Source organism: Aeromonas sp. ZOR0001, assembly GCF_000801015.1.
GTDB lineage: Bacteria > Pseudomonadota > Gammaproteobacteria > Enterobacterales > Aeromonadaceae > Aeromonas > Aeromonas veronii.
The window spans coordinates 24,381-50,023 of sequence record NZ_JRJY01000164.1; the positions used below are offsets into that span (position 1 = coordinate 24,381).

Below are 25,643 nucleotides of genomic sequence, written 5' to 3' on the forward strand. Positions count from 1 at the left end.
GACTTATGACTACCTCGATAAACCAGGATGATATCAACAAGGCCCTCTGGTCTGCCTGCGATACCTTCCGGGGCACCATCAGTGCCGATACCTATAAAGATTTCGTGCTCACCATGCTGTTCCTGAAATACATCTCCGATGTCTGGCAGGATCACTACGATGGCTACAAGGCCGAATATGGCGATGAGCCGGAGCTCATTGAAGAGATGCTCAAAAACGAGCGTTTCGTGCTGCCCAAACAGGCCAGTTTCTACAGCCTGTTCGAGCGTCGTCACGAGCCGGGCAACGGCGAGCGGATCGATCAGGCGCTGCACGCCATCGAAGAGGCCAATGGCACCAAGCTCAAAGACGCGGGCAAGAGCGTGTTTCAGGACATCAGCTTCAACACCGACCGCCTCGGCGAAGAGAAGCAGAAAAACACCATACTGCGCCACCTGATGGAAGATTTTGCCAAGGATGAGCTCAACCTCAAGCCGAGCCGGGTCGGCACCCTGGATGTGATCGGCAACGCCTACGAGTATCTCATCAAGAACTTCGCTGCCAGCGGCGGCCAGAAGGCGGGGGAGTTCTATACCCCCCCCGAAGTTTCCGATCTTATCGCCGAGCTGCTGGAGCCGATGCCGGGCGACACCATCTGCGATCCGGCCTGTGGCTCGGGGTCACTCTTGATGAAGTGCGGCCGCAAGGTGGTGGCAAACCATGGCGAGAAGCACTACGCCCTCTACGGGCAGGAGGCCATTGGCTCTACCTGGTCGCTGGCCAAGATGAACATGTTCCTGCACGGGGAAGACAACCACAAGATCGAGTGGGGCGACACCATCCGCAATCCCAAGCTGCTGGATAAAAACGGCGATCTGATGCGCTTTGATATCGTGACCGCCAACCCGCCCTTTTCGCTGGATAAATGGGGTTATGAGGAAGCGGGAAATGATAAGTTCGGTCGCTTCAAGCGCGGGCTGCCGCCCAAGACCAAGGGGGATTACGCCTTTATCCTCCATATGATTGAGACCCTTAAGCCTAAGAGCGGCCGCATGGGGGTCGTGGTGCCGCACGGCGTGCTATTTCGGGGTTCCAGCGAGGGGAAAATTCGCCAGCAGTTGATCGATGAAAACCTGCTCGATGCGGTGATCGGCTTGCCGGAGAAGCTCTTCTATGGCACCGGCATCCCCGCCGCCATCCTGATCTTTAAAAAGCAGAAGGTGGATGACAATGTGCTGTTTATCGATGCCAGCCGTGAGTTCAAGGCGGGTAAAAACCAGAACCTGTTGAGTGCGGACAATATCGCCAAGATCGTCGCCACCTACCGCAACGGCGGCAATGTCGATAAATACGCCTATCTCGCCTCGCTTAAAGAGATCAAGGAGAACGACTACAACCTCAATATCCCACGCTATGTGGATACCTTCGAGGAGGAAGAGGAGATCGACCTGCTGGCCGTGCGTGCTGAGCGCGAACAACTGAAAACCCAACTTGCCGAGCTGGAAATCGAGATGGCCAAATATCTGGAGGAGCTGGGTTATGGTGCCTAATGGATGGGAGGTAAAACATTTATCAGAGCTGGCAAGCAAAGTTAGTGATGGCATCCATAAAACGCCGTTATACGCTGAAAGTTCAGGCGTTTATTTTATCAACGGTAACAATCTCAAGAATGGCTCAATAGTAATCCAAGACTCAACAAATTTCGTCGACGAAAATGACGCAGAAAATCACCGAAAAGATTTAGGTGAACGTACTATTTTAATGTCGATAAACGGAACTATTGGGAATTTGGCATATTACAGAGGTGAAAACGTTGTTCTCGGAAAAAGCGCTGCTTACATAAACGTGAAGAATAGCGTTGATTTGGACTTCGTTTACTATGTCCTATCTAGTTCAAAGACACAGGCCTTTTACGAATCAGAGCTTACAGGCACAACGATCCGAAATTTGTCGATCAAATCTATAAAGAATACTAAGGTAGATACTCCGCCTCTTCCTGAACAAAAGAAAATCGCCCAAATCCTCTCCACTTGGGATAGGGCAATCAGCACTACCGAGCAACTGCTGGCCAATAGTCAGCAGCAGAAAAAGGCGCTGATGCAGCAACTGCTCACCGGCAAAAAACGCCTGCTGGATAACAATGGTGTGAGGTTTAGTGGAGAATGGCAACAATGTATTATTGAAGATTTCTTTGATGTTGGCTCAAGCAAGAGGGTGTTACAGGATGATTGGAAAAATGAAGGAACGCCATTCTATCGTACTAGAGAATTGGTATCCCTGAGTAAGAATGAGCCATTCAGGAGTGAAGTTTTCATTGCTGATGAGCTCTTTCATGAATTGTCTATAAAGTATGGAGCCCCCAAGCCAGGTGATTTTCTTGTGAGTGGTGTAGGCACGCTAGGTATTTCATATCAGGTTAAAGATGGTGACAGATTTTATTTCAAAGATGGCAACGTACTTTGGTTTAAAATAAAAGAAGGTCTTTTCTCTGATTATTTTAAATATTGTTTCCAGTCAGATTTCTTGCAGGAACAGATTGTTGCTCAGGCATCCATTACAACGGTAGGGACCTATACCATTCAAAATGCAAAAAAAACCAAGTTTTGGTGTCCTCCATCTATAGCAGAGCAACAAAAAATCTCCGCAGTTCTCTCAGCTGCTGATCAAGAAATTGCAGCCCTGCAACAGAAACTCGACGCTCTAAAGCAAGAGAAAATGGCCCTGATGCAACAACTTCTAACCGGTAAAAAGCGGGTCATTGTGTAGGATGACATAATTATGAAATTACGTATTAGTAGAATTGTTTTAAAAAACTTCAAAGCGTTCAAGGATATTTCCATCACTCCTAATGCTGATTTCAATATAATCATAGGTGAGAATGGTGCGGGAAAGTCCTCTGTATTTGAAGCAATTCATCTATGGGAAAAATGCTATAAAAATAATATTTTGGCATCTCGCAAAGGATTTTATAAAGTACAAAAATCGACAAACAGATACGTGAATTATCATGAGCTCGATTTTTTACGGATTACTAAGGATGAAGATCTCTTTCACGATCCTAAAGACCCTGATTTAGGGAAGTGCTCAGAAATTACATTATCACTTACAAGTGAAGATGAGGATATTGGGGTTCGCACATGGGATTTAGGCTTTAAGGTAACATGCCCAACTTCTATTCCTGATGCATTTTTCCGTATACAGCCAATAGAGGAAGCTCATTTTACTGCTTTTGCGACGGAATTTTGTCGTGGTGGACAATTTCTTGATGAAGCTGTTTTCATATATCAGACTAGACCTGTATCTGGTGTGCACCAATACGAACCTTATTACAATGAGGCACAGATAACTAAAAAGATACAAAAAGGATTATCACATGAAGTATTAAGGAATAAAATAATTGCAAAAAGAAAGTCTATTATTGAGTTGGAACGTAGTATTTCAGAGATTCTTGAAAAGAAAGTTAAATTTTCTATCCCAGCAGCAACGCGAAGAGAAAAAGATGAATATATAGATTTATGTGTTTCTATAAATGACTCTAAGTTTTATGACCTTCATCTCCAAGGCAGTGGCTTCCTCCAGATTGTTGAGATATTAGCGACTGTTGAGTTTGTTGATGCACCATTAAAATTGCTACTTGTTGATGAGCCGGATTCACATATTCATACCAAATTGCAACAAAACCTTCTTAGTCACTTAAGGAAGATTGATCACAATCAATTTTTTGTAATTAGCCATAACGATCAATTTGTGAATAATGCAGGAGATGGCGAAGTCTTTTTTATGAATGATGATGCTAAACGGCAGGGGCAGCTAGAGCCTGTCAGTCCTAGCAGTTTCGACATCATAAAAAGCTCTTTAGGTGGTGTTATTATATCACTTGAACGTTTGAATAACGCAAAGCAGATTGTGTTTGTAGAAGGTAATGATGATGCAGAATATCTAAAAAAACTCAATTTAAAATTAAAAGAAATTGCAAATCCTATAGGTTGTTTGTCTGATGTTGCGTTCTTCCCACTACGCGGTAAGGATAATATAGTCCAGAAAATTGAGTATAATAGAAGAACTCTAGCTTCGATGTTGAAAGGAAAAACATGGAATGTCATCTTTGACCGTGACTTCTCTACAAATGAGATTGATGAACATCTAAAAGCAAGTATAAGAGGTAAACATTGTGAGCCACATAGTCACGAAGGCTATTGCATAGAGTCCGTTTTATTTTCAGATGTTGACATTCTGAAAAGATACCTTTCGTCTCTTGTTCATAACATTGCTCAAGAAGATGTGTTTAATCATGTCGATGAGTTGCTAACTGAGTTGGCTGAAAATGTTCAAGATATCAACTCTTCTTCTAATAGAGAGATCGAATCTCGTTTTAATGGGCAGAAAAACAACAGACCAGAATTCTCAACACTCCAGTTCACGGACGTTGTTAGATCTTGGACAGACCAAGGTGTATTTAGGCCAGAAAGAGTGATGGCAAAACCAATAATTCGAGACTTCGTTATGGGTTTAGAATCTAAAATTGGGCTATCTCTATTTCTGCGAAGTTCAAATAATGATGAGGAAATTGCATCATTATTGTTGATTAAATATTTCGATTTTATTGCATCACTAGATGATTTATTTCCTTCTTTCCGTCAGTTATTTATCCAACTTCATATATTACAAGAAGAACAAGAAAACCAAGTTGCATAAAATCTGTTCACCTTGGGTTTCAAGTCTTGATAGAGATAGAACTAATGACGCAACTCATGCCTAAGTTTCAGGAAGAATACAGCTCCAAGATCCCGGCCCTGACCCTGCTGACCCAGCTGGGCTGGTCTTTCCTCTCCCCTGAACAGGCTCTGGCGGCACGGGATAACAAGGCCGATCAGGTGGTGCTGCGCCAACAACTGCGCAGCGTGCTGGCCGAGCGCACCTTTATGTTTGCGGGCAAAACCTATCCGCTTTCCCCTAAGTCAGTGGACAATCTGGTGAGCGAGCTGTGTAGTCCGGCGCTCAATGAAGGGTTGCAGGCGGCCAACGAGCGGCTCTATAACCACCTGCTCTATGGCATGTCCGTCACCGAGTTTGTTGATGGCAAGAAGGTGAGCCCCACCATCCCCCTGATTGACTGGCACAATCCGCACAATAACCGCTTTACCTTTACCGAAGAGTTTCGGGTCACCCGCGCAGGGGGCATCGAGTCGCGTCGCCCGGATATCGTCTGTTTCGTCAATGGCTTGCCCTTGGTGGTGATTGAGGCCAAGCGCCCGGATGGCAACGCCAAAAAAGGGCCGACCATCAAGGAGGGGATCTCCCAGAGCCTGCGCAACCAGCGCCCGGACGAGATCCCGCTGCTGTTTGCCTACAGCCAGTTACTGCTCTCCATCAATGGCATCGAGGGGCGATATGGCACCTGCGGTACGCCGGAGAAGTTCTGGGCTGCCTGGCGTGAGGAGGACATCGGTGATGGTGAGATGACAGCCATCAAGAATCAGCCGCTCTCATCCGAACAACGCTCTGCCCTGTTTAGCCACCGGCCCGCCGCCGATCTGGGCTGGTATCAGTCCCTAGTTGCGGCTGGCGAGCTGGCCGTCAGTGATCAGGATCGGCTGCTCATCAGCCTGCTCTCGCCGGAGCGGTTGCTGGAGATGACCCGGCTGTTCACCCTGTTTGACAAGAAGGCGGGCAAGATAGTCGCCCGCTACCAGCAGGTGTTTGGCATCAAGCGGTTAATCGAGCGTATCAACCAGAAACGTCCAGATGGCGGGAGAGAAGGTGGGGTGATCTGGCACACCACTGGTTCGGGCAAGTCGTTCACCATGGTGTTCCTCAGCAAGGCGCTGATCCTGCACGATAGTTTGAAACAGTGTCGCCTGTTGGTGGTGACCGACCGGGTGGATCTGGAGAGCCAGCTCAGCAAGACCTTTGCCTCCAGCGGTGAACTCGCGGGCAAGAAAGACAAAGAAGCGGCCATGGCCACTTCAGGCAAGCGGTTGGCCGAGCAGATCGGTAAGGGCAGCGAGCGGATCATCTTCTCGCTTATTCAGAAGTTCAACTCAGCCACCAAGTCGCCGGAATGCATCAACAAGAGCCCGGATCTCATCGTGCTGATCGATGAGGGCCACCGCAGCCAGGGGGGCGAGAACCATATCCGCATGAAGCAGGCGCTGCCCAACGCTGCCTTTGTTGCCTTTACCGGCACGCCGCTGCTCAAGGATGACAAGACCACCAACAAGTTTGGTCCCATCGTCCATGCCTACACCATGCAGCGGGCGGTCGAGGACAAGACGGTGACGCCGCTGCTCTATGAGGAGCGCATCCCCGATCTGGAGGTCAACGAGCGGGCCATCGACAGTTGGTTTGAGCGTATCACCCTGGGGTTAAATGAGCAGCAGCAGGCCGATCTGAAACGCAAATTTGCCCGCAAGGGCGAGATCTACAGCGCGGAGGATCGCATCAAGCTGATTGCGTTCGATATCGCCAGTCACTTTTCAAACCACATTGTCGAGGGGCTCAAGGGCCAGCTGGCCTGCGATAGCAAGGCATCGGCGGTGCTCTATAAAAAGTACCTCGACGAGGCGGGGCTGTTCGAGTCGGCGGTGGTGATGAGTCCGCCCGACAGCCGGGAAGGCAACACCGAGGTCGATGAATCGACCACCCCGCTGGTCACTCAGTGGTGGAAGGAGAATGTCGGCACTCAGGATGAGCAGGTGTATTCCAAGGCGCTTATCGAGCGTTTTGCCGATGAGAATGATCCTCTCAAGTTGCTGGTCGTGGTGGACAAGCTGTTGACCGGCTTCGATGAGCCAAAGAACACCGTGCTCTATATCGACAAGCCACTCAAAGAGCACAACCTGATCCAGGCGATTGCGCGGGTCAACCGGCTGCACCCGAAGAAGAAATTTGGTCTGCTTATCGACTATCGCGGCATCTTATCCGAGCTGGATACCACCATCGGCAAGTATCAGGATCTCGCTTTCCGCACCCAAGGCGGCTATGACGTTGACGACCTCAAAGGCCTCTACAACCAGATGGGCACCGAGTACAAGCGCTTGCCGCAGCTCTACCAGACCCTGTGGGGTATCTTCGCCGGGGTGAAGAACAAGCAGGATATCGAGCAATTGCGCCAAGTGCTGGTGCCCAAGATGGAGGATCTGGACGGCGAACTGGTGGATGTGAACCTCAAGGTGCGAGAAGACTTCTACGAGGCGCTCACGGCATTTGCCAGTTGTCTGAAAGTGGCGTTGCAGTCGGCCTCTTTCTTCGAGGACAGCGCCTTTAGCGAGGCGGATCGCCGTCACTACAAGGAGACGGTGAAACAGCTCTCCAGCCTGCGCCAACTGGTGCAACAGGATGCAGGTGAGAAGGTTGACTACGACGAATATGCCGAACAGGTGAAGAAGCTGCTGGATAAGCATGTGGTCGGGGTAGAGGTTAAAGAGCCGGGTGGCGTCTATGAAGTCGGCAAGATGGGCCAAAAGCAGCCAGAAGAGTGGAGCGAGAACAAGACCCGCAACGAGACCGACATCATCAAGACTCGCGTCACCCGCATGATTGAGCAGGAGCTACGTGATGACCCTTACGCCCAGGAAGCCTTCTCCAAGCTGCTGCGCCAGGCCATCCTTGATGCGGAGAAGCTGTTCGAGCACCCACTCAAGCAGTACATGCTGTTTCGGGAGTTCGAAGAGCAGGTACAGGAGCGCCGCCTGAGTGACATTCCTGACGCCTTTGCTGGGCATCGCCACGCTCAGGCCTACTTTGGCGTGTTCAAGAAGGTGCTGCCTGAGGTGTTTGCCATCGCCGACAGCCAGGTACAGGACAAATGGATAAAGCTGGCCTTCGAGATCGATACGGTCGTGGATGCGTCTGTGGCCGAGCACTCCATCAACCCGCAGAACATCGAGGCGGGTATTCGCAAGCAGTTGCTGCCGCGTATGTTCCAAGAGTGCAAAGCAATCGGCAGTGGTATGGAGCAGGCCAAGAAGATCGTCGAGATGGTGGTGCAGATCACCCGAGTCGGCTTGAGCGGAGTCTGATCAGATGAATGTGCCTATTCGGGTCAAGGGCGATGCTCAGCCCCAGGCTCCAGCTCCATCCTTTAGCTTTCGCTACGGCGATGAGCGGATCGCCTTCGAGCGGGTGCAACGGAGACAGGCTAGCGGCAAGGTGCTTATCAAGGTGCATCCCGATTGCCGCGTCGTGGTCTCGGCCCCGCGTGAGACGGCTGATGATGCGGTTCTCGCAGCGGTCAAGCAGCGCGGACGCTGGATCTACGAACAGTTACGCGACTTTCGCCAGCAGTTGGAGCACGTCACCCCACGCCAGTACATCAGCGGTGAGAGCCACTATTACCTCGGCAAGCAGTACCTGCTCAAGATGATCGAAGCCCCTGATTCGGTGCAGGGGGTCAAAATGCTGCGTGGCAAGTTGGAGGTGTCGGTTCGACAACGTAGCGCCGAGAAAGTTCGTGAGCTGCTGGCAGACTGGTACAAGGCCCGTGCCAAAGAGGTGTTTGCCAGACGCCTCAACGCCATGCTGGATCAAGCCATCTGGGTCACGGGCAGACCAGCACTGCGCATCCTGACTATGCAGACACAGTGGGGCAGTTGTTCCCCCCATGGCCGGATCACGCTCAACCCACATTTGGTCAAAGCGTCCCGCGAGTGTATCGATTACGTGATCCTGCACGAGCTCTGCCATATCGCCGAGCACAACCACAGCGAGCACTTTTACCGGCTGATGAGTCAGGTAATGCCCGGTTGGGAAAAGACCAAAGCGAAGCTGGATGGCATGGCTAATCGCTTGTTGACCTGAGTTATCTGCTCGTCAGTCACCCGCAGCCCGGCAGGCCCCCTTGCCGGGCTGAATTTTTTGGTGTGGATGCATTGATTGCTCTTCGCATGGAGCCTTTTGTAGCCAAAAACGGACATTTTTTCTGAGCGGAATCATCAATCGCTTCAGAATAATGTTCTATATCCGCCACCCTCTTATGTCAAAAAAGGAATAAAAAACATTTGCTTATTATTTATAAAAATAAATATTCGTGATTATGTATGCTTATGTGATTTTTTATAACTATATGTTTTTTAAGATAAAAAATGAAATTTTGTTGAGTGTGGCATTTTTGCCATGATAGCGTCGATAGTTATTATTTATAAAAATAAATAAGTAAAAACAACGCCTTACGTGCACTATTGCGGTTGACGACCCCCTGCCCAGTTACTAGGTTGTATGCAGGTCAGGTAGGAGTAGTCATGCAGCAAAAAACGGTTCAGCAGCCCATCGTCACCGATGCGGAGATCGCAAAAACAGCACGGTACAACCGAGACATCAAAGCTTCGGGGTATCGCCCCTGGGTCACGGTGCGGCAGTCCCACACCTACGGCCAGGGGCAGATTGTATTTAGCCACAAAACGGGTCGTGAGCATCATCTTCTCAGCCGTGGCGAGAGGGCACCATTTTTCTATTTCGAACGCGATCCAACTGTTATCGACATTCTCGAACAGTATCCGTTACCACTGCATGAAACGCTCAAAATTGCGGCATCTCTGCACATTGTCCATCCTGGTAATTACAAAGAGCGGGCGAATTATGGTGGCCGCATCCCAGCCAAAACTATGACTCAGGATTTTGTCATTATTCGGCAAACGGAGGCAGGGAAGCATATATTGAGTCCATATAGCTTCAAATATTCTGATGCGCTGGATCCGGAAATAACATCCCCCCGTGTTGTTAATCGTACAAGGGCAAAGGAGAAAATTGCCATTGAATATTGGCGTACTCAAAATATTGATCATGTGCTGTTAACGGAAAAAAGCTTCAATAAAGTACATATATATAATCTGGAATTCCTGCGTGAGTGTTTTGATACGCCTGAGTATATTCAGGTATCTGAGACCATATACCTCATTGTATTGGGACGAATCAAACATCACCTGATTGCCCGTCCCTCAAATACCTTGTTAGTGTTGATCCAGCTGGTGGCCAAGGAGTTGAATATTTCTGACGTGCAGGTGAAATGTGTATTTCAATATGCAGTTTACCATGGTGTTATAATCGTTGATCTTACACAACGTTTAGAGTTGTATAGGCCTGTGCCATTCAACGAGGTGGTCCATGCGAGTTAACCAGAAACTGATCACTAATACAAATGGTGGTTCAGAGTTTCTGATTGTCTCTATTTGTTATGACATGGGGTTGTTAGCTGTAAGTGAATTATTAGATGGGCCACCAAAACGGCCGACTAATCTATTAATCGAGAATGTCGAGTCTAATATTGAAAGTGGTGAGTGGACTCTGGCTGAACATCAATTTCCAAAAGTTTTATTTTCCTCTGATAGTGAGCTAGAACCTCAATGGATCAATATTCGCAATGAGAGGTTGGCTGTAATTAGTCCGTTGCTTAGTCAGCCTGAATTGTTACATCGCTATTTATATGGTGATGCAAGTGGTATATTGAAAACGTTGATTGAACATTCCGGCCGAAGTAGGAAATACATTTGCGCTCAATTGAATAGTTATTTCTTTTTTGGGGCATTTCCAAATTCATTGCTTCCACACTATTTTAATTGTGGCAGCAACTTTCAACTACCAGATGTGCCATTAGGTCAGAAAGCAACCAAGAGTGGCCCAATTACTCGATATGGTACACCATATCGTGGCATTACTCAGCGAGATATTATACAAATTGAGCGTTTTTCAAAATCTATTAAATCTGGCTCTGAAGTGAGGTTGTCAGAGCTATACTTTGACTATTGTTTGAAATATGAATGTGTCAATGTTTTACCGAAGGGCATTGAGGATTGTGACATAGCAGAACCAATTAAAATGTTACTTCATAGGGAATATTTAATATCACCAAGAATATTTAAATATCATCTGAAAAAGTTCGTCAGTGATCTCACGTTCCTGAAAAAGCGAGTAGGCAGTATTAATTATTCCCGTGACCATGCAGGAAAACCAGGTCTTGCCCGTGCCGGCCTGCGGGGGCCAACGTCACGATATGAAATAGACAGTACTATTGCCGATGTTTACATCCGTTACCCGTACAGTAACGATGAGCTACTGAGTACTGGAAGACCGGTTATATATTTTGTCGTTGATACCGCCAGCAGTATGATTGTTGGATTGCATGTCGGTTTCGACTCGCCTTGTTGGCATGGAGCAAGTCAAGCATTATTCAATGCGATGAGCAGTAAGCGAGAGTTTTGTCGGCAGTATGGTGTGGAGATCGAAGAGGCTGACTGGCCCTGCAATTTACCATGTCGTGAATTAACGTTCGACCGGGGCTCTGAGAATACTGATACCAATATTTGCAGCCTGCTGCGCGGACTCATTGGTATCACAGTCGGTAATTTTAATGCCTATCATCGCGGGGATATGAAAGGCCAAGTGGAGAAAACTTTCGACATTATTCAGACTTTAGCGATCCCGTTCGAGGCAGGCAAGGTGGTTAAGTATCCACATAAGGAGGATCAGCACGCATCTCGTCGCCCCCTGTTGACGTATGAACAGTTCATGTATCGACTCATTAATATCATTATCTATTCAAATAATCATCGTCAGCGCGTGACCTCGCACAACCTAGAAATGTCACGTGATGGGGTTGGTTTTACTCCTCGTGATGTATGGAACTGGGGTCTGAAAAATTCAGTGATAGTGAGGCCTGTTCCCATAGACCGCCTGCGATTTGCGCTGTTGCCAGAGGATGAGGCTACGGTGCGTGCTGATGGGATATTTTTTCGAGGCCTTTACTATAGCAGTAATGAAATTGTTCGAATGCAGTGGCTGGATCAGGCGAAAAATCTCGGACGTTTCAAAATTAGAGTCAGGTACATAGATACATGTACTAATCATCTTTGGTTTAAAACTGAGGATAGTGATGAGGTCTATCAGGTTGAGCTGACAGATCGCAGTGAGGCATATCGGAATCAGGTTTGGGCAAATGTCATGCATCGCCTGTATATTGTTAAACAACAATTGGCTGCGTTGGATGAGAAGAGATTCAATGCTCGCGCAGTGTTAGAAATGGACTTTCGTGAATGTGATGAGGTAATTCGAAAAACTAATCGTGGACTGAAAAAATCCATTGCAAAAAATATACAGTCAGGAATGAAAATCCATAAACAGGTCGAAGGGAACTTGCAACGTCATCATGAGGAAATGGCTATTGCTGCTGATTTAAGAAATACATGTCGGCAAGATAATTATATTAAAAAAACACCCAGTCAGAACCTTGCTGATCCGACAATATTTACAGTTCAGGAGAAATAATCATGGCCGCACCTCAATATTACCCACATCCCAATTCAAAATATCGGGGAAACCCCTATATCGAGGGGCTTGGCTTGCCGCTCTCAACGGCACAATTTTATGCGAACTGTGAGATCCCTTTTCAGTGTGATCTGGATCTTGCAGGGGTGGATGAATCGCTGCATTCATATTTTATCCGCACTGCCATTGATCAACTGGCGGACGTGTATACCTCTCCAGATGAGGCGTACCGTTTATATGACCAGATACGACGGATGATCGAGGCTGGGTATGCTCGACGCAATCCAATTGGGGCCGATGTACGCCGAATATTAGCTGCGATTGATCGTGACAAGGCCGAGCCATGGAAAGCTTCACATGTATTGGAACTAGAATTGTCTGTTCAGTATAGCCTGTTACTGCTAGGGCTCAGTGGACGTGGGAAGAGCACGATGGTTAGGCAAATTTGCCAACAGATACCACAAACGATAGAACATGATCGCTATACGGACCTGCATGGTCACGAAATTATTGTGAGTCGAGTGCAGGTGACCTATCTGTACATTGAAATTCATGATCGCCGTGGCCAAAAAGCACTTTTGCTGAACTTGTTAGAATCACTCGACGCTGTCACTGGTGAGAGTTATAGCCATACCCATAGGAACCGCTCTGTTAATGAGTTGATTTCGGTAGTGCAAAAATCGTTTATCGGCCATGGGGTTGGTTTGCTGATCCTTGATGAAGCGCAGAACCTGGCCAGGTCTGCCAAGAATGAAGTGATCAGTAACAACGAGAAAACGACCATGAAATTTCTAGAGGAACTATTAAATCGAGTGGGGATCCCGTTGATGTTTGTCGGAACATTGGCCACGATGAAATTGTTTGATAGCGAAATGACGCTAACCCGCCGAGCAACTAAAAATGGATTTATGCAGTTGGTGAGCTGCGATATACATAGCTCATTTTGGCTGCGTTTTATCCGCCTGATATGTCAAACCAGATTTCTGAAAAACCAGAAAACATCAGAGGATGTATTACGCCAACATATACATTATTTGAGTGCCGGTATCCCGGCTATTGCAACCAGTCTAGTTCGCGCCACGCTATCATATCTAACCCTGCTGAAACCAACAGATCAAGATCTCTCGATCGCTGCATTGGACTTATGTTTCAATCGCGAATTTAAAATCCTCCAGCCTGCGTTGAGTGCTCTGCGTAAGGGTGATTACTACCAATTTGAGGACCTATCGCCGATGTTACTGCTCGAATCAGTGGGAAATAGTCAGGTTGTTGATGGAGACACATATTCAGCAGAGGGAGAAATCCTGCTGCAAGGTGAGGTTAAAATCACCAAAAAGCTGCCAAAAACAGAGGAAAAGAAGCTAAAAACTTTAGAGCAATTATCCCCGGATTCATTGCTGGGGCAACTCGGTTACTCTGTAGATAAGGGGCCGTGCAAATGATCCTCCATCGGTTGGAGTTGCTACCTGGTGAGCATTTAGGGGCGGTAGTTGGCCGGATGCATGTGCTGAGCACGCACGGGACGTTTACTGCAACGGCCCAGATGCTGGGGCTGAGCAGCCCACAAATCCGTCCCCATCGTTTATGTCATCCCGACGATCCTGTCCTCGATACCCAATTTCGGGCCCGACAAGTTCAACGTGCGTGGCAGGATCACTCTGTCGGCAATTATTTAGCTTCTTTTTTGACTCCGGATGAGCAGAGGATAGTGGCATCAGCACTGGCGGGCCGTTCCCAGCTTCGGTTACGGGTGACTGGCCTGCACAATGTACAACACCAATATTGGCGCTGGTGCGCAGACTGTATTGCCGAGGATTATGAGCTCTATGGTATGCCCTACTACCACCGAGATCATCAACTACCAGGAGTGTTCCATTGTCATCGGCATCAACGCGGTTTGTCTGGTCACTGCGCAGGCTGTGGTTTTTCCGCCAAATTGTTGTCGGAGCAACTGATCCCGCCCTACGACAGCCTCTGTTCCCATTGTGGACACTGGATGGGGGGATACGATGGTCATTTTTCCGAGCGGATGCACGAGATTGAGTTGGCGTCGCTGGCATTGGCCCAGTCCACGAGCACTCTCACCCTGTGTGCACTAACTCAGCTGGTGACTGATTCGATGGGCATCTCGGGCGAGGCGATGCGCACGGTCAAAAGTATCAAAACGATCAATGCGTGGTTTCAGCAGATGGACTCGCAATGTGATCCCCTGGCACTTACTGCGTATTTCACCAATAGTGGGGGGCCAGGTCAGGTATGGCAATTACCCCCACAGCTGCGCAATGCACGGGGCTACCATGAGAAGTCAGCCCGAGATCCGTTGCACCCTCTGGCCCACCTAATGATGTTGCAGCATGCAGGCGTCGATCTGGTGAGGCTCTTGGGATCTGAGGGGTGATCGGTGTTGACCTCGGTGATCCCCACCTATATCCCTGGCGAGTCGGCCTACAGCTGGGTCAGCCAGTATTTTGTTCATTCGGCATACAGTGATCGAAACCATTTTTGTAACCAGCTATTCCACTGTCCTGCTGTTCGGTTGCATCCGGCATTACCAGGCCATATTGAGGCGGCTGCCCAAGCGGCGGGGGTGGATCCGCAATACCTGCTGCACCACGGCTCGGCCTTCCCATTGTTCGCCCTGACGCTGAACAATAAGCGCCAAGTCCACGCCCTGGCTGCCGCTATGCTGGGTGAGGGGAGGGGAATAATGGCCCTGTCAGGACAAGCCGCCAGCAAACTGAGCAAACTGAGGGTCGGTGGCGCTTGCCTGAAATGGTGTCCGGCCTGTCTTCTAGAAGATGAAAAGCAGTTCGGGTGTGGGTATTGGCATACGGTACACCAGTTGTATGGGGTCACGGCCTGTGCCAAGCATGAGCTACGATTGCAAACCCTGGCGGCCAGTGCGGGAGGTATTGATCGGCGACTGCTAATACCGGATCCCGAGATACCCTGTGGACCATCGCGTCCATCTGAACAGGAAATCAACATTTCTACATATATCACCGCTATGCATCGGTATCTGTGCGTCCAGTCGCCAACGGAGTCGCTAGCGGAGCTGTACCAGCGATGGCTCGGGCAACAGGGCTATCTGACGGCCAGAGGCCATCTGCGTAGCCAGCCCCTGTTGCAGGCCATGACGGAGTTCTGGCAGGGGTTGTTTGCCGATATAACGCCAACAGTGCCACCGGGGCTGGCCAACTATCGATACGTCTCGGGGCTGGTGCATGGCAACCGCAATCACCACTACCTAAAGCATGCGATGTTGATGGCGTTTGTAAGCCGTAGCCCAGCGGAATTTTTTTCTATCAGTAGCCCAGCTGCGGTGCAGATACAATCCACTATGCCTAGCGACGGACAGCTATCAGAAACAGCAATACTGACATTGTTGGTGAAGCGGGTTTCCATGCGACAGATTGCCTGCCAGACCGGATACAGCATCGGCTATATCAAGCAACTCGCCCTGAGACACAATCAACCGATTGATCACCGTGCCAAGCGCATTACAGCTGAAGTTGAGCGGGGAATATGGCGTCAGGCGTTCATGGGGGGATCACGGCAGCAGATCGCGCACAGTCATGGCGTTTCTGTCGGGGCGGTCGAAGCCATTATTCAGAGCCACCAAGGGCTGTCTGACTGGCGACGGCATTTGAGAAGGGTTAACCGTCTCCGTGAGCACCGTGTAACGGTGGCTGCATATTTGGCAAAACATGCTGATGCTAGTCGAGGCTGTGTCGAGCAGGTGTGCAGAACGGCTTTCACCTGGCTCTATAAACATGATCGTGCTTGGTTGTATCAACAGTTACCTGCCGCCAAGCGAGCAGTTCACCATCCCAGTGTGGATTGGGAAGAACGGGATAGGAAACTGGCTGAGCAACTGGGGCAGCTGGCCGAGCAGGCAAGTTCGCTATCTGCATTGGAACGGGCAGTCGATAGGCCAGACTGCCTGAGGAAGTACAAAACACGTCTACCGCTCAGTTACGCATTGGCTGTGCGGCTGGTTGCGGCGTATGCCGCTCAACATCCTATGCCCTGATGTTCGCCGTCGATACCTATACAGGTTCTGATATCAGGCATCATAACGAGGAGTATTGCCATGAAGGTCGAAGCAATCGTTCCTACCACACAGGTCGTCGATATTTTGTGTGATGTCTGTGGTGCTAGTACTACTAAATCGTTCGGTACGCAGGAATTCGGCACGCTGGAGGCTTGCTGGGGTTATGGTTCGCAGCACGATGGTGAACGATATCAGGTACACCTATGTGAAGGCTGCTTTTTTGGGGCGCTGGCCAACCTGAGACAGGAGCATCGGTTGATGAATATGTTTTCGGATGATTATCAACCCGCAGACCCTGATCAATTTGGGAAAATTGAAGGCAATCGAGAGCTTATCTAACCACGATTTGAGTGGTTGTGTTGATCGGCTCATCAAGTGAGTCGATTGGTCGAGGTCATCGGCTCATCAAGTGGGTCGGTTGGTCGAGGTGATCGGCTCATCAAGTGAGCCGATTGGTCGAGGTGATCGGCTCATCAAATGAGCCGATTGGTCGGGGTGATCGGCTCACCAAATGAGCCTATTGTTGGTGCTTTATGGTCACGTATGAACTGTTAATCAACAGGGGATGCCATGCCTAATCCGGCCGACAAGATCGATAACTGCCTGCGCTCCCATAGGCGTAGTAATCACATCGGCCGGTTTTTCACCACCTAATCCCCACGCAGAGCGGGTGAGCCATCTCATCGTTTTAGCAGTATCTCCCCGGTGTAGGGATATGGCTGCGTCCACTGCTAAGGCTGCCCAGTAAACGCGATCTCCCTGAGCTGTCGATAAGCGATTGCCCCGTTTGATTTGGCGATTCAGTGTGTCTCGGCTAATGCCAATCATCTGGCAGATTGTTCGGGTATTAGACCCCAATAGCTTGCTCAGTTTGACGACGATCTCAGGAGATACACCAGACACTATGTGCTGATGGGCGGCTAGCCAGTTACGTGGTAGACCGAGCGACTCCAGAACAGATAGATTGCTGGTTGGGGGAGATTGCTCTACATGAGTCATGATGAGTCTGCGCCTCCGTCTGGGGGTTGTTGATGGCAGCCCAATGCGAATCATCACTCAGGAGTTCATTGGGTCATCATCTAGTTTGGGGCATTTCGCAAGTCGTTGGCTAAAAAATTGACATTATGAATTAATTCTATATAAATCAATGCCTTAAATTAACCTACACCTATTGACTTAGTTGTCGTTCAACACCAGCGTGCACCATTGAGTTGAAGGTCTCCATATGACAACCATTGTGCGTTCAATCTGTTCCCTTTCTGGCCACCAATAGCTGTGCAGTCATGATAAGCACATAGTCACGTCACTTCTAAACTCAACTTCCGCCAATCATCCTCACACCATTGTATGTCATTTTGTATTGCCATTTGTGTAATCAAAATGCATACTCATGTAATGCAAAATGATTACAGGCAGTGTGCATCACTTTAACCAGAGGTTATGATATGAGCATCATTAAAGAGGCAATAAAAAAAAGCCTTTCAAATCAAGCTGATGATAATTCAACCACACCGATTTCCATCCGGCTTCCTGTCGTTCTTAGTAACGAACTTGATGAGCTTTCCCTTACTCTTGACCGTTCAAAGAGCTTCCTTATCAGTGAGTTTATCAAAGCCGGTATAGAGGAAACTAATTCACTTTTAGCTGAGCGTTCTCTGCTTACTGACGCAGATCAGAAGCAAATACCTAGTGAGCAGGAAGGCAACAAAAAGAGGGGTGTTCTCAAAGCAAAAAAATTCATGCTGAACACTAACTACAATAATGATAAGGATTCGCACTTTGATATGTTGAAAAACAGCGAGGCTGCTGCTTTTTGTAAAGGCTGGAAAGAGTACATCTGTCAGTTATCTCTAGGCGACAAGGTTTATTTGTACCAGAGTGGCGTGGGTATTGTTGCAGTTGGCACAGTATCGGGGGACTTGAAAAAAAGTGAGTATCACGGTATTGCTGACGATAAATATGCTAAACAGCTTAAAGATTTTAAGTCCGGGTTTAAGGCAATATCCGCCCGCCGATTTAAAGAAATTACTGGGGGGGGGGCTAATTTCCGTCGCACGATGGTTGAACTCACAACATATCAAGCTTTGGAGATTGATAAGGAAGTCGAGCGGCTATCTGCATGTGCTACAAACATTTGATCCGTCAGTAGGGGCATTAAAAGCACGATATTCACATTTTCAAAGAAAATGTGAATATCCACTACTTTACGGAATCATCATGCCATATATGCAAGCGGTATATAGCTTGAGTTTAGCTAGTCTTTCTGCCTAGTGGTATCACGCGTCAACAGTAAGTCTGTTTCTCTGGAGGCCGTACCACACTTGGCTCATATGAGGGGATAAATAAGCGTAATTTCCCCTTATTCAATTACCTACTCCGGCAATGTTTGCACCAGCTTTGGTGAGTGGAACCCTTCGAAGAATTTCTCAAGCCAAAAAGTTCCTGCAACTCACCGGGGGTTTTGGCAGTAGTGGATTTACAGTTTGGGCAAGTGTGAGGGAGTGGATCCCACAATTGACTTAATACGTTGCCCACTAAACTAAATAAAGCAGTCCCAACAATTGGGATGACAACATTTTCCGCAATACCAGCTGCAACCATATCTTTAGCCACAGATTCGTTATTCTTTTCTGTTTCTTGCTTAACTAGATCTTTTGGAGATAGTTGCGTTGATTCAACTTTAATTCCATGATCAGAAATACATTTTCCTGCGGCATCAGCCACTTCCAAAATGTCCCATGGTGTATTTCCTAAAGCATCAGCCACAGCCTTTAGCTGGTCTATCGATAACCCGCTCTCACCTTTCTCTATGCGAGACCATGTAGACGCTCCAACCCCGACCTTTTCTGCTAATCGGACCTGTTTCATACCAGCTATGGTTCGCATTTCTACTAGAACTGCGCCGAGCACTGCCCCTGTGGTCGTCATGTTAGTCACACTTTTGATGTTACTCATAGGGGATCTCCTTCAACATATGCAAACGTGCAACATATCACATCCTGCGCCTATAAGCAAAACAACACCACTGAATCAAAAGTTGCACCTAGGCAATTCTTGTTGTTTTGGAATCTTGCAGTGTGTGCAATGTTGTTGTATCGTTTGTTCTGTCGACGCTAATCACGCGGTATAGGTTGGCCAAATGATTTATCTATCCTTGGACAAAGTACACAGGAGACGTATATGTCTATGCTCGATTTTCTGGGAGATGTAGTGAAGGGAACTGCTCTGGCTGCGACAACAATCGCGTCTCTACCGGTTTTAGGTGCAGTGGGTACTATTTCGGCGGCGGGAGCGGTAGTCGCAGTGGCTGTCGGCACCACTGCGGCAGCGATTGATCATACTAACAAGGATGATTAACAAAACCGGCTCGATGTAGGGCGTCCACATGAGTGTTTGTTTTTTTGACCATGTGAAATTTGCTGTTGTGTAACAGCTGTTTGATGCAGTTGCGTATTGAGTGACTTGCACAGTTTGTTTACCTCTGTGCGAATACAATAATGCTCAGTCTACGAACATACCAACATGCATAACTACTTGGAAAACGTTCGCATTGTCGCCCTGAGGTTTGGTGCCATCCGGTTTATTCAGGGGGTAACATTAACCAGCCTATACCGCCTTATGATCTTACCCGCAGCACTTAATAAGGATTTAGTTATGTCAGGAAGTATTCAGTTGCCTCACACTTGTCCACATTGCCAAAAAGTAACGGCAAAGACCTATCAGGAACTTGAGGCTAAATTTGGCTTTCGAAATCAAAAGCAGACAGTAACCAAGCAAAGCTGGTGCCGAGTTTGCCGTTCAACCAAGGAATAGGCGGAGGCTACACATGTTCGATGCATTAGGTTCTCTGATAGCTAAAGCAGCAGAGATGGATGTAGAGAAACTCGCGATGGTGTGTATAGTTGCCATCGTCATTGTCGCAAAGAGCGCTAAAGAAGCTAAAAGTTGATGAGTCATCAAGACCGTGTAATAAGGGGGCGTTACGGTATATCGGCGCCCTTTTTGTAATTTAGTTACATGAAATTTATTACGTCAGCCAAAGCTTGGTTTCCAACTTCAATGTCTTGCTTGTTCGTTGAGCAGGCGGAGGATTGCTATCGAGTTTCCAACTTAAATGTCACTTGTGGTGTCGCTAAGTTACTGAATCGATTGATCAGCTAGTTTCCAACTTAAATGGTCATGATCAGTTTAGGAGCTACAGTTAAGCCTTATAAACAACAGGGCCACCCAGACGGGTGGCCCTTCGTTTACATGGACTTTATCTGCATGCTGCTATCCGAATGTCCGGCTTAAGTCCTTGAGCTGGCTCGCTTTGCTCTGCAAGTTGGCACTGGTTTCACTCACCTGATCGATTTTGAGACTGTTATCGTGAGAGAGCGAGGATATCTGGTTGATATTGCGACTGATCTCCTCGATGACCGCTTGTTGCTCGGTGGCAGCGGCGGTGATCTGGTTTGAAAAATCAGAGACCTTGTCTATCTCGATCACAACCTGATTCAGGTTGCCGGTACTTGCCTGGGTGGTGGCGAGGCAGGCGTTGGTTCTGGTCACATTGAGATGCATCATCTCTTTCCATCCCCCCAGGGTTTGCTGGATATGGCCAATGCTGTTCTGGATCTGCTCTGTCGCCTTGTGGGTTCTGGTCGACAGGCTGCGAACCTCGTCCGCCACCACTGCAAAGCCACGCCCCTGATCGCCTGCCCGTGCGGCTTCGATGGAGGCATTTAGCGCCAGCAGGTTGGTTTGATCCGCAATGCCGCGAATTTCGCTCATGATGGTGCCAATCCGCTCGGACTCGCTCGCCAGCTCAACGGCTGACTGAAAGGCTTGCTCCGCTTGGGTGGCCAGCGCCGACATCTCTTCTCCTGCTTCCGAAAGCTGGGTGCTGGTGGTGATGCAGTGGCTACGGGCCTCTTCAATCTGGCTGTTGCTGTCTTGAATATTGCGGTTGATCTCCTCGGCGGCCGAAGCCATCTGGGTGACGGCGGTGGCAATCTGCTGGATCTGCGTGTCTTGCGAAGAGATATCCTGGCTTGCCAGCGAGGCGGAGCCACGCAGGTCATTGGCCATGGCATTGAGCGACGCGGTGGTGTCATCTACCCTGCCGAGTACGGTACGGATCTTCGCTTGCCCGAGCTTGATATGGAAATCGGCAATGCTGTGGGGGGCATCCCCCGAGAAGATAAGGCGGCTGATGCTGTCGTAATCCTGTTCGAGCTGCTGCAAGAATCGCGGTGTGAGGAAGAGAGGGTGGCGATTGAACCAGATGGCTGCCAAGAGGGGAATGATGACCCAGAGCGCCTGCAGCGGTGAGAGCAGCCAGACCGCGCTGATCACGCTGACGAGCAGCAGGGGGATGGTCATCATGGCTGGCGTGAGCTGACGCAGGCCCATGTGAATGGCAGAGCTGGTTTCACGGGCTTTAAGGGTTTTGTACATCTTGCTGGCACGCGCTTTGTGCTCTGCGGCGGGACGGCAGCGGACGGATTGGTAACCCACCATCTTGCCATCTTCATAAATCGGGGTGACATAGGCATCAACCCAATAATAGCGACCATCTTTGCAGCGATTTTTTACCATGCCTCGCCATGGTTTGCCTGCCTGCAGGTGGGCCCAGAGATCGGCAAACGCTGCCTTGGGCATGTCGGGGTGGCGCACCAGATTGTGATGCTGCCCCAACATCTCTTCCAGGCGATAGCCTGCCACCTGACAAAACGCCGGATTGGCGTAGGTGATGTCCCCTTTGAGGTCGGTCGTCGATACCAACTGGATATCGTCGGCAAATTCAACCTCGGTATCTGTGGTGTGAAGCGAGCTGGTTACCATGATCAGGCTCCGGTTTCGGCGTAACGGAATACTTCGTTTGAGTATGGCAGAGGATGTTCATTTATTGTGTTGTTGCACATTAACTCTTGTGCTACTGCGTGGGGACGGGATGGGTCTCACATTTTTACAGCACAGTTCGGCGAGGGGAGGCAGGCCAAGTCACATGGCCCGGAGAGCAGCAAACCCCTCATCCTTTGGCTGTCTCAAATTGATTGCCGTTAGGAATAGACAAACGCCGATCAGTTGAGCGGCGTTTTGTCTATGAGGTGCCGGATGGTTTCACACTCGGCTGCTTTGGCATTTTGCCTGTTTAAAGATGGGCGACTTAAAACAGCAGTTGCGTCAGGTAGCCCATCAGGATCGCCATGCCGAGGATCACGGTAAGAAAGGCCGCAATCATCGGTGTTCTGAACATCGATTTGAGCAGGATCACCTCGGTCAGGCTGGCACCGGCACTGCCGATGATCAGCGCCATGACGGCGCCCATCCCCATCCCTTTGCCCAGCAGTACCGACGCCAGCGGGATCACGGCCTCGGCGCGGATGTAGAGCGGGATCCCGACGATGGCGCTGAAGGGGATGGCCAGCGGGTTGTCGGCGCCGGCATGGGCGGCGATCCACTCGGCTGGAATAAAACCGTAAATAAACGAGCCGATGAGCACCCCCAGCAGCAGGAAGGGCAATACCGCTTTGAACTGTTGCCAGGCATCGAGGCGAGCTTTGATCCAGGCGGTGGGGAGCTGTGGCGCTCTGGTCAGGGCTGCCGTGCCATCGCTGCAGCAGGAGAGGGTGGCCTGCTCTGCCATCTCTGGTTGCGGAGCCGGGCAGCACACTGCCCCGTTGAGGGGTTTGATTGCGCGAATGGCACTGCGTTGGTTGTCACTGGAATGTGCTTGAGTGGTGGCGCGGGTCGCCGGGCCACAGCCGCTACCGCAAGAGGGGGTGGCCTCTTTGGGGTCGATGACATGGCGCTCGAATCCCAATCTGTCGAGCAGCATGCTCGCCATGACGGAGACGCTGGCGGCGATCACGGCGTAGAGCAGGGTCACTTTCCAGCCGAAGGTGGCCCACATCAAGCCGATGATGATGGGGTTCAGCAGTGGCGAAATAAACAGGAAGGTGAGGGTGGGGCCAAAGCCAGCCTTGGCCGAGAGCAGCCCTCTCAGCATGGGGATGGTGGAGCAGCTGCAAAAGGGGGTGACGGCACCGAGCAGGGCCGAGAGCAGATAGCCCTTGCCATGGCGCGCCCCCAGCATCCGCTGGATCTTCTCGTCGGGGATCTTCTGGCGGATCAGGCTGACCCCGGCGCTAATGACCACAAACAGCACCGACAGCTCGACAGCCAGAAACAGGAACATCTGGGCTGCATCGGTCAGCATGGTTAACCACTCATTCATTGTCGTATCCTCACCTGGTTTCTATATTTCCAGAATAATCGAAACAAATGGCCGGTCAAGATATTTCTGGTATTATCGAAATATCAAATTTGTGGAGGGCGCAGAGATGCAACTGGAAGAGGTCGCCAAGGCATTGAAAGAGCTGGGTCATCCGACCCGGCTGTTTATCTTCAAGCATCTGGTCAAGGCGGGAGAGCAGGGGCTGCCGGTGGGGGAGCTGCAAAAGCAGCTGGCGATCCCCGCTTCCACCCTCAGCCACCATATCGCGGCGCTGGTCTCGGTGGGGCTGGTGAAGCAAAACCGGGAGAGTCGCACCCTGCTTTGCGTCTCTCAATACGCGGTGCTGGAGGAGATCATCGCTTTTTTCCGCGATGAGTGTTGCGTCAACAGCCCGGAGCATCGGCAAGATCAAAGGCAAGAGCTGCCTTCCTGAGGGCTATGGCTGCTAGTAGTGCGGTCAGTTGCGCTGCGCGCAATAAAAAAACGCCGATCATGTGATCGGCGTTTTGCATTGATGTCGCTAGATTCGGGCATTAACCCAGATTGGCTGCGACCTTGCTTTGGGCTTGTCCTTTGCGCTTGATGACAAAGCCAATGCCCAACACCACCAGCCAGGCTGGGATCAGTTCGACCGAGATGCGAAAATCCGGGGTCATATACATGATCACCAGAATACCGGCCATGAACGCGAGGCAGAGATAGTTGCCGAAGGGGTACCAGAACGCCTTGAACTTGGGCTGGACACCCTCTGCGACCTTGGCCTTGCGGAACTTGAGGTGCGCGAGGCTGATCATCGCCCAGTTGATCACCAGTGCGGAGACCACCAGCGCCATCAGTAGACCGAACGCCTTGCCCGGCATCAGGTAGTTGATCAGCACGCAGAGCAGGGTGGCGATGGCCGAGACCGAGAGGGCAACCAGCGGCACGCCGCTCTTGTTGGTCTTGAGCAGGGCTTTCGGGCCGTTGCCCTGTTTGGCCAGACCGAACAGCATCCGGCTGTTGCAGTAGACGCAGCTGTTGTAGACCGACAGTGCCGCCGTCAGCACCACGATGTTGAGTACGGTGGCGACCAGATTGCTGTCCAGTGCATGGAAGATCATCACGAACGGGCTACCGCCTTCCACCACTTTACCCCAGGGGTAGAGGGACATCAGGATAGCCAGAGCACCGATATAGAAGATTAGGATGCGGTAGATCACCTGATTGGTGGCCTTGGGAATGCTCTTCTCGGGATTGTCCGCTTCGGCGGCGGTAATACCCACCAGCTCCAGACCGCCAAAGGAGAACATGATCACCGCCATCGCCATCACCAGACCGCTGATGCCGTTGGGGAAGAAGCCCCCTTGTGCCCACAGGTTGGTGACGCTCGCCTCGGGGCCACCGGCACCAGAGATGAGCAGATAGCCGCCAAAGCCAATCATGCCGATGATGGCGACCACCTTGATGATGGCGAACCAGAACTCCATCTCGCCAAACGCTTTGACGTTGGAGAGGTTGATGGCGTTGATCAGCACGAAGAAGAAGGCTGCCGACATCCAGGTCGGGATCTCGGGCCACCAGTACTGGACATAGATGCCCACCGCGGTCAGCTCGGCCATGCTCACCAGCACGTAGAGCACCCAGTAGTTCCAGCCGGACGCAAAACCGGCAAACTCACCCCAGTATTTGTAGGCAAAGTGGCTGAATGAACCGGCTACCGGCTCTTCCACCACCATTTCGCCGAGCTGGCGCATGATCAGGAAGGCGATAAAGCCGCCGATGGCATACCCCAGCAGGACCGAAGGGCCTGCCATCTTGATGGTTTGGGCAATGCCCAGAAAGAGGCCGGTGCCGATGGCGCCGCCCAAAGCAATCAACTGAATGTGGCGGTTTTTAAGGCCGCGCTTCAGCTCCTCACCGTCTTGTTTCAAATCCATGGGTCTGTCCTTACGTCTCTGTTATCTCTGGTCGGTGTTGGGCTCATCCTGAGCAGGCCGCAGTGCGTAGCCAAAACCTGACGAAAGCTGTATTTGTTTCGTTACGCCACGCCATTTTCAATTTTTAGTGTTGGCTGGCAACCGAAGCAGAATAGTGATAATCCGCCATGAATGCACCTGTTTTCCATCTCTAATGGCCGTGTTTTGTACCAAA

Annotated in this window: 20 protein-coding genes; 15 read left to right on the plus strand and 5 right to left on the minus strand. The window is 49.9% G+C overall.

Annotated elements, in window-relative coordinates; translation table 11 throughout:
• Positions 1–5: 5 nt before the first annotated feature.
• The 11 genes from L972_RS19440 (at position 6) to L972_RS19490 (ending at position 16,630) form a co-directional block, all read left to right on the plus strand.
• Positions 6–1,529, plus strand: a complete 1,524-nt coding sequence (locus tag L972_RS19440) for a type I restriction-modification system subunit M (RefSeq protein WP_043850675.1) — start codon at positions 6–8, stop codon at positions 1,527–1,529.
• Complete coding sequence (locus L972_RS19445; protein ID WP_047440435.1) at positions 1,519–2,745, plus strand: restriction endonuclease subunit S; 1,227 nt, start codon at positions 1,519–1,521, stop codon at positions 2,743–2,745. Before L972_RS19440 ends, L972_RS19445 begins: the two co-directional genes overlap by 11 nt.
• A 12-nt stretch (positions 2,746–2,757) precedes the next feature.
• The gene (locus L972_RS19450; protein ID WP_047440438.1) at positions 2,758–4,674 is read left to right on the plus strand and encodes an ATP-dependent nuclease; all 1,917 of its coding nucleotides are present in this window, start codon (positions 2,758–2,760) and stop codon (positions 4,672–4,674) included.
• Between the two features lie 56 nt (positions 4,675–4,730).
• On the plus strand, positions 4,731–8,000 hold the full coding sequence (locus L972_RS19455) for a type I restriction endonuclease subunit R (protein ID WP_231560960.1): 3,270 nt from the start codon (positions 4,731–4,733) through the stop codon (positions 7,998–8,000).
• Positions 8,001–8,004: 4 nt separating this feature from the next.
• On the plus strand, positions 8,005–8,778 hold the full coding sequence (locus tag L972_RS19460) for a M48 family metallopeptidase (protein ID WP_047440443.1): 774 nt from the start codon (positions 8,005–8,007) through the stop codon (positions 8,776–8,778).
• A gap of 440 nt (positions 8,779–9,218) precedes the next feature.
• Positions 9,219–10,091 (plus strand): TnsA endonuclease N-terminal domain-containing protein, encoded by an 873-nt coding sequence (locus tag L972_RS19465; protein ID WP_047440445.1) that lies wholly within the window; start codon positions 9,219–9,221, stop codon positions 10,089–10,091.
• Positions 10,081–12,237: a transposase gene (locus L972_RS21185; RefSeq protein WP_081990767.1), complete on the plus strand. Its 2,157-nt coding sequence runs from the start codon at positions 10,081–10,083 to the stop codon at positions 12,235–12,237. Before L972_RS19465 ends, L972_RS21185 begins: the two co-directional genes overlap by 11 nt.
• 2 nt (positions 12,238–12,239) lie before the next feature.
• Positions 12,240–13,679 (plus strand): AAA family ATPase, encoded by a 1,440-nt coding sequence (locus L972_RS19475; protein WP_047440447.1) that lies wholly within the window; start codon positions 12,240–12,242, stop codon positions 13,677–13,679.
• Positions 13,676–14,635: a TniQ family protein gene (locus L972_RS21190; protein WP_081990768.1), complete on the plus strand. Its 960-nt coding sequence runs from the start codon at positions 13,676–13,678 to the stop codon at positions 14,633–14,635. The genes L972_RS19475 and L972_RS21190 overlap by 4 nt, the downstream gene beginning before the upstream one ends.
• 3 nt (positions 14,636–14,638) lie before the next feature.
• Complete coding sequence (locus tag L972_RS19485) at positions 14,639–16,270, plus strand: TnsD family Tn7-like transposition protein (protein WP_081990769.1); 1,632 nt, start codon at positions 14,639–14,641, stop codon at positions 16,268–16,270.
• Positions 16,271–16,330: 60 nt separating this feature from the next.
• On the plus strand, positions 16,331–16,630 hold the full coding sequence (locus L972_RS19490) for a hypothetical protein (RefSeq protein WP_047440453.1): 300 nt from the start codon (positions 16,331–16,333) through the stop codon (positions 16,628–16,630).
• Positions 16,631–16,846: 216 nt separating this feature from the next.
• Here the strand turns inward: L972_RS19490 and L972_RS21195 are convergent, their stop codons facing one another.
• The gene (locus L972_RS21195) at positions 16,847–17,344 is read right to left on the minus strand and encodes an antitoxin Xre/MbcA/ParS toxin-binding domain-containing protein (RefSeq protein ID WP_320615031.1); all 498 of its coding nucleotides are present in this window, start codon (positions 17,342–17,344) and stop codon (positions 16,847–16,849) included.
• Between the two features lie 392 nt (positions 17,345–17,736).
• On the opposite strand from L972_RS21195, the gene L972_RS19495 reads away from it, so the two are divergent.
• Positions 17,737–18,429, plus strand: a complete 693-nt coding sequence (locus L972_RS19495; protein ID WP_047440455.1) for a CopG family ribbon-helix-helix protein — start codon at positions 17,737–17,739, stop codon at positions 18,427–18,429.
• Between the two features lie 229 nt (positions 18,430–18,658).
• Here the strand turns inward: L972_RS19495 and L972_RS21200 are convergent, their stop codons facing one another.
• Positions 18,659–19,246: a helix-turn-helix domain-containing protein gene (locus tag L972_RS21200; protein ID WP_047440456.1), complete on the minus strand. Its 588-nt coding sequence runs from the start codon at positions 19,244–19,246 to the stop codon at positions 18,659–18,661.
• Between the two features lie 225 nt (positions 19,247–19,471).
• Here L972_RS21200 and L972_RS21685 point away from each other — a divergent pair, with 225 nt between their 5' ends.
• Both L972_RS21685 and L972_RS22185 read left to right on the plus strand, forming a co-directional pair.
• Positions 19,472–19,648, plus strand: coding sequence for a hypothetical protein (locus L972_RS21685; RefSeq protein ID WP_162849154.1), 177 nt, complete (start codon positions 19,472–19,474; stop codon positions 19,646–19,648).
• Between the two features lie 469 nt (positions 19,649–20,117).
• A complete protein-coding gene (locus L972_RS22185; protein WP_269428994.1) occupies positions 20,118–20,240 on the plus strand; it encodes a hypothetical protein in 123 nt (40 codons plus the stop codon).
• A gap of 323 nt (positions 20,241–20,563) precedes the next feature.
• On the opposite strand, the gene L972_RS19505 is transcribed toward L972_RS22185, so the two are convergent.
• Both L972_RS19505 and L972_RS19510 read right to left on the minus strand, forming a co-directional pair.
• Positions 20,564–22,117: a methyl-accepting chemotaxis protein gene (locus L972_RS19505; protein WP_047440458.1), complete on the minus strand. Its 1,554-nt coding sequence runs from the start codon at positions 22,115–22,117 to the stop codon at positions 20,564–20,566.
• 325 nt (positions 22,118–22,442) lie between these two features.
• On the minus strand, positions 22,443–23,513 hold the full coding sequence (locus tag L972_RS19510) for a permease (RefSeq protein ID WP_047440460.1): 1,071 nt from the start codon (positions 23,511–23,513) through the stop codon (positions 22,443–22,445).
• 106 nt (positions 23,514–23,619) lie between these two features.
• On the opposite strand from L972_RS19510, the gene L972_RS19515 reads away from it, so the two are divergent.
• Complete coding sequence (locus tag L972_RS19515) at positions 23,620–23,946, plus strand: ArsR/SmtB family transcription factor (RefSeq protein ID WP_005344826.1); 327 nt, start codon at positions 23,620–23,622, stop codon at positions 23,944–23,946.
• 100 nt (positions 23,947–24,046) lie between these two features.
• Here L972_RS19515 and L972_RS19520 read toward each other — a convergent pair whose 3' ends face one another.
• Positions 24,047–25,429 carry an amino acid permease gene (locus L972_RS19520; protein WP_005333893.1) on the minus strand — a complete coding sequence of 461 codons (1,383 nt, stop codon included), beginning with the start codon at positions 25,427–25,429 and terminating at the stop codon, positions 24,047–24,049.
• Positions 25,430–25,643: the final 214 nt, after the last annotated feature.